A 4,264-nucleotide genomic window follows, 5' to 3' on the forward strand; every position below is an offset into this window, starting at 1 on the left:
AAGGATGTCGGCGACGGCGTCCTTGGCCTGCTGGTGGGCGTCGTCGAGCAGCTCGCCGATCCCCGTCGGGTCGCTCCGGTAGCGCGCCTGCGCCCGGCCCAGGGTCATGGCGAGCGAGACGAGCTGCTGCTGGGTGCCGTCGTGCAGGTCCCGCTCGATCCGGCGGCGCTCGGCCTCCGCGGAGTCCACCACCCGGGCGCGGCTGCGCTCCAGCTCACCGACCCGGGCGGTCAGCGAGCCGGGGACCGGGCCGAGGAGCGTGCGGGCCAGCAGGAGGTCCGCGGCGGCGAGCCGCTGCAGCACCCACGGCGTGACCAGCAGCAACGCCGCACCGACGACCGCGGCCGCGAGTCGCGCCCCCACCCCCGAGACGTCGACGCCCGAGAACGAGGCCTCCGACGTCGGCAGCCAGATCCCCAGCACGGGCAGGAGCAGCAGCACGATGCCCCAGGTCAGCAGGGTGAACGTGAGCGTCGAGGTCAGCAGCCCGACGGGGAGGGCGAGGAGCTGGTGGGCGAGCCTGCGACGGACGCCCTGGTCGCGCAGCAGCGTCCCGCCGTACCGCAGGAGGCGGCGGTCGGCGGGCGGCAGCGGTTCGGCGTCGATCTGCGTGCCGAGCAGCACCGCGTGCCGACGCCGTTCGAGCCTGCCGAGCAGCGCGCTCAGCCGCGCGGTGAGCAACCAGACCGGGACCCCGAGCAGGCCCAGCGGGAACAACAGGAGCGACAGCAGCAACCCGAACCCGACGATCGTGGCCGTGGCGAACCCCACCGCGACGTCGAGCAGGAGGTGGGCGGCGGTCGACCAGGTCGCGGGGGCGCCGAGCGCCCGCACCGCGTCCGGCAGCGGGCGTGCGACCTGCACGGTTGCGGTGGACATGTCCGGAACACTAGGGACCCGAGACCGCCCGGGACCATCCGACCGGCCACCGGACCGGGCGGGGGGACAACCCCCGTGATCGCGCTCCGACCTGCACGGATAGGGTTGTCCGAGGGTGGTGTGCGATGAGTCTGGAGGTCCTGCTCGGCGTCGTCGCCGCGGTCGTGCTGATCGGCGTGCTCGCCGTGCGTGTGTCCGTCCGCCTCGGCCTGCCGTCGCTGCTGCTCTACCTGGGCATCGGGATCATCCTCGGCGAGTCCGTCCTCGGTGTCCGGTTCTCGGACGCCGCGCTCACCGAGAACCTCGGGCTCGCCGCGCTCGTGCTCATCCTGGTCGAGGGTGGGCTGACCACCCGCTGGAAGGCCGTCCGGCCCTCGCTGGGGATCGGCATCGGGCTGTCCACGGTGGCCGTCGTGGTCAGCATCGCGGTCGCCGCGGTCAGCCTGCACTTCCTGCTGGACCTGGAGTGGCGCACCGCCTTCCTCTGGGGCGCCGTGCTCTCCTCCACGGACGCGGCGGCGGTGTTCTCCGTGCTGCGGGGCGTCGGCGTGCCGCCCCGGCTGGCGGGGGCGCTGGAGCTGGAGTCCGGCATGAACGACGCGCCGGTCGTCCTCGCCGTCCTCCTCCTCGCCTCCACCGACCCGCTGACCTGGCTCACCCCGCTGCTCGTGGTCTACGAGCTGGCCGCGGGCGCGGCGATCGGGTTCGCGCTGGGCTGGGCCGGGGCGTGGGGGCTGAGACGGGCCGCGCTGCCGTCGACGGGCCTGTACCCGCTGGCCGCCCTCGGCGTCTGCGTGATCGCCTTCTCCGGCGGGCAGCTCGCACACGCCTCCGGCCTGCTGGCCACCTATGTCTGCGCGCTCGTGCTGGGCAACTCGAAGCTGCCGCACCGCGGCGGCGTCCTGTCCTTCGCCGAGGGCACCGGCTGGCTCGCCCAGATCGGGCTGTTCGTGCTGCTCGGGCTGTACGCGAGCCCGGCCAGGCTGGTCGACGCCGTCGTCCCCGCCCTGGTGGCCGCGGGCGTCCTGCTGGTCCTGGCCCGCCCCCTGTCGGTGGTCGCGGCGGCCCTGCCCTTCCGGCTGCCCTGGCGGGAACAGGCGTTCCTGTCCTGGGCCGGGCTGCGGGGTGCGGTGCCCATCGTGTTGGCCCTGATCGCGCTGGTGGAGGGGGCGCCGGGCGCCGAACGGCTGGTCGACGTGGTGTTCGTGCTCGTGGTGATCCTCACCCTGCTGCAGGGCACCACCCTGCCCTGGGTGGCCAAGCTGCTGGGGCTGTCGCGGGTGGCGGAGGCCCGCGAGGTGGAGGTGGACGCCGCGCCCCTGGACGAGCTCGGCGCCGACCTCCTGCAGGTCCGGATCCCGCCCGGCTCGCAGCTGCGCGGGGTCTACCTGCGCGAGCTGCGGCTGCCGACGGGGGCCACGGTCAGCCTGGTGGTGCGGGACGAGAAGGCCTTCACCCCGAACGGGCAGACCCGCCTGCGCGAGAACGACCAGCTGCTCGTGGTGGCCACGGCGGAGGCCCGGGAACGGACCGAGGAGCGGCTCCGGGCGGTCGACCGGGGCGGTGCGCTGGTCCGCTGGCGAGACGGCGATCCCGGGCCGGGTCGGGACACCCCCGGCGCCCCCGCATAATCGTGGGGTGAAACCCGAGAGCGCCGGCCTCCCACCGCGGACCGTCTGGATCACGGCGGTGCTCGCGCCGCTGGTCCTCGGGCTGGACGTGCTGACCAAGACGATCGCCGTCGCGACCCTGGAGGACCAGCCGCCCGTGCGGCTGTTCGGCGGGCTCGTGAACCTGGTCCTCGTCCGGAACCCGGGCGCCGCGTTCTCCATGGCCACCGGCTACACCTGGATCATCTCGCTGATCGCCCTGGGCGTGGTCGTGGTGATCATCCGGATCTCGCGCAAGCTGCGCTCGGTGGGCTGGGCGATCGCGCTCGGGCTGATCCTCGGCGGGGCGATCGGCAACCTTGTCGACCGGATCTTCCGGGCGCCGGGGGTGCTGCAGGGGCACGTCGTGGACATGGTGTCGATCGTGCGCACGGACGGCTCCTTCTTCCCGGTGTTCAACCTCGCCGACTCCGGGGTGGTCTGCGGCGGGATCCTGCTGGTCCTGCTCGCGTTGACGGGCCGCGAGCTCGACGGCACCCGCGCGGGCAAGCAGGAGGAGAAGGCCGGTGAGTGACCTCAGGCAGCTCCCGGTCCCCGACGGGTTGGACGGCATGCGCGTCGACGCGGGCCTGTCCCGGCTGCTCGGCCTGTCCCGGACGGTGGTCGCGACGCTCGCCGAGGACGGCCGGATCGAGGTCGACGGGCGCGCGGCGGGCAAGTCGGACCGGCTCGTCGCGGGCACGTGGCTGGAGGTCGCACTGCCGGACCCCGCCGTGCCGACCGAGATCACAGCCGCCCCCGAGCTGGTCGGCGGCATGGTCGTGCTCTACGAGGACGACGACGTCGTCGTGGTGGACAAGCCCGTCGGCGTGGCGGCGCACCCGTCACCGGGCTGGACGGGGCCCACGGTGATCGGTGGGCTCGCGGCACTGGGGATCCGGGTCTCGACGTCCGGTGCGGCGGAGCGGCAGGGCATCGTGCACCGGCTCGACGTGGGCACGACCGGCGTGATGGTCGTCGCGAAGTCCGAGCACGCCTACACGGTGCTGAAGCGGGCGTTCAAGGAGCGCACCGTGGACAAGCGGTACCACGCGATCGTGCAGGGCCACCCGGACCCGACCAGCGGCACCATCGACGCCCCGATCGACCGGCACCCCAAGCACGACTACCGGTTCGCGGTCGTGGCGGACGGCAAGCCGAGCGTGACGCACTACGACACGATCGAGGCGTTCCGCGCGGCCTCCCTGCTCGCCGTTCACCTGGAGACCGGTCGCACCCATCAGATCCGGGTGCACTTCTCCGCGTTGCGGCACCCGTGCGTCGGCGACATCACCTACGGCGCCGACCCCACGCTGGCCAAGCGGATCGGCCTGACCCGGCAGTGGCTGCACGCCCGCACGCTGGGCTTCCACCACCCCGCCGACGGGCGGTGGGTCGAGTTCACCAGCGAGTACCCGGCCGACCTGGAGTCGGCGCTCGAGAAGTTGCGTGACTGACCCCTCGACCGCGGCCCCCACCCCGGACCCCTCGCCCGCGGACCCGCCGATTCCGGCCCCGTCGACCGAGGTCCGCCGACCTCCGGTGATCACGGGTGGATCGGAGTCGGGGGGTCACTCCGCGCCCCGTCCGGCCCGTGAGCAGCTGGGATCGGGTGGGGACGAGTCGGGCCGAGGTGAGTCGGGCGGGGCTGAGTCGGGCGCGGTCGGGCCGGGCGGGGCTGAGTCGGTCTGCGTGATGGCGCTGGTCATGGCACGAGGGTGACACCGACGGTGCCC

Annotated in this window: 4 protein-coding genes; 3 read left to right on the forward strand and 1 reads right to left on the reverse strand. The window is 73.8% G+C overall.

Features of this window, described 5'->3' with window-relative positions:
* Nucleotides 1-879: sensor domain-containing protein (locus H5J29_RS35320; protein ID WP_181783091.1), on the reverse strand; the 879-nt coding region annotated here is incomplete at its 3' end.
* Between the two features lie 125 nt (nucleotides 880-1,004).
* Between H5J29_RS35320 and H5J29_RS22845 the strand changes: the two genes are divergently transcribed.
* Genes H5J29_RS22845 through H5J29_RS22855 form a run of 3 tightly spaced genes read left to right on the forward strand, consistent with a single transcriptional unit; the run spans nucleotide 1,005 to nucleotide 3,985 of the window.
* Nucleotides 1,005-2,510 (forward strand): potassium/proton antiporter, encoded by a 1,506-nt coding sequence (locus H5J29_RS22845; protein ID WP_181783092.1) that lies wholly within the window; start codon nucleotides 1,005-1,007, stop codon nucleotides 2,508-2,510.
* 7 nt (nucleotides 2,511-2,517) lie between these two features.
* On the forward strand, nucleotides 2,518-3,063 hold the full coding sequence (lspA, locus tag H5J29_RS22850; protein WP_181783093.1) for a signal peptidase II: 546 nt from the start codon (nucleotides 2,518-2,520) through the stop codon (nucleotides 3,061-3,063).
* Between the two features lie 37 nt (nucleotides 3,064-3,100).
* Nucleotides 3,101-3,985: an RluA family pseudouridine synthase gene (locus H5J29_RS22855; protein WP_181783094.1), complete on the forward strand. Its 885-nt coding sequence runs from the start codon at nucleotides 3,101-3,103 to the stop codon at nucleotides 3,983-3,985.
* Nucleotides 3,986-4,264 lie beyond the last annotated feature (279 nt).

It is taken from the genome of Pseudonocardia pini (genome assembly GCF_013870575.1).
In the GTDB taxonomy this organism is placed as follows: domain Bacteria; phylum Actinomycetota; class Actinomycetes; order Mycobacteriales; family Pseudonocardiaceae; genus Pseudonocardia; species Pseudonocardia pini.